The organism is Veillonella sp. HPA0037, assembly GCF_000411535.1.
Classification (GTDB): Bacteria; Bacillota; Negativicutes; order Veillonellales; family Veillonellaceae; genus Veillonella; species Veillonella atypica.
Window position 1 is genome coordinate 869530 of sequence record NZ_KE150483.1, and the last position, 1147, is coordinate 870676.

Here is a 1147-nt window from a genome sequence, read left to right on the forward strand (position 1 = left end):
TTCTTAGTACCTGTTTGAGCACCAGATGTAGTAGCATCTTTATCTGCCGTGATTTGCCATGTTTGTTCGCCTACAGCTTTTAATTGTTCTTCAGTAGCTGCACGGCCTTTTGTTGCAAAGTCTGCACTAGTTACAGTTGTGTTAGACAAGCCAGTGATGTCGTTTGTTGTACCACCAGTTACTGTTACTGTACCAGTCTTAATTGTGCCGGCTGCACCATCTAACTTAACAGCATTAGCGCCACCTGTAGTGAATGTACTGTTTACACCATCCACAATGGAAGAACCAATAGTTGCCTTGCCTGCTGTACCATCTATTGTTACCGCATTAGCACCAGAGCCCAACGTTACTTTATCGTTGAGTTTTACATCATAAATAGTATGACCATCAGCAGCTGTAGTAGATGTAAGCGTTACATTGCCTGTTGTTGCATTAGCTGCTTCACCGGTATTAGCCGTGATTTCTGTTTTAGATGCTTTTTTAGCTGCATTGATAGCATCAGCTACGTTTTGAGCTGTTGCTACACCATCTGTAGTTGGACCTGTAATTGTACCATCTGTACCAGCAGTGATAGATGCTGTATTTACATCGTATTTCACAACGCCATTATCATCGATAGATGCAGTTGTTAATGTACCATTCTTGAAATTCAAACCATCGGCTAAGGAGACTTGTTTTGCAGTACCATCATTTGCCTTATAGGACAAGTTCGTCTTATTAGCAATCTTAGTACCATCGATAGTTACCTTGTAATCCTTAGTGGTACCATCTGCACTCGCTGTAGGTGTTACGGTCAATGGATTATTAGCATCTGTTGTATCTGTGCTGACTGTTACGGCAGCGACAGCAGATTTTTTAACTTCTGCTTCAGAGACTGTAAGATTTACATTTTTACCGTTTACGTCAGTAGAGATGTATTTACCATCACCTTTAATACCGAATGTATCATCCTTAAGATTTACGGAACCAGTATTGGTTGCTACATCACCTGTGAACTTCAATGTAGTAGCCCCAGTGGCAGCTTTCAATTGTTCTTCTGTAGCAGCACGGCCTTTTGTAGCAAAGTCTGCACCGGTCACAGTAGTGTTGGACAAACCAGTCATATCGTTTGTAGTACCACCAGTTACTGTTACATTACCAGTTTTAA

The 1147-nt window shown here is 41.3% G+C and carries 1 pseudogene; it reads right to left on the reverse strand.

Annotation, left to right across the window (positions count from 1 at the left end):
- A pseudogene (locus HMPREF1477_RS09740) lies at window positions 1–1147 on the reverse strand (hypothetical protein); the annotation flags it as partial.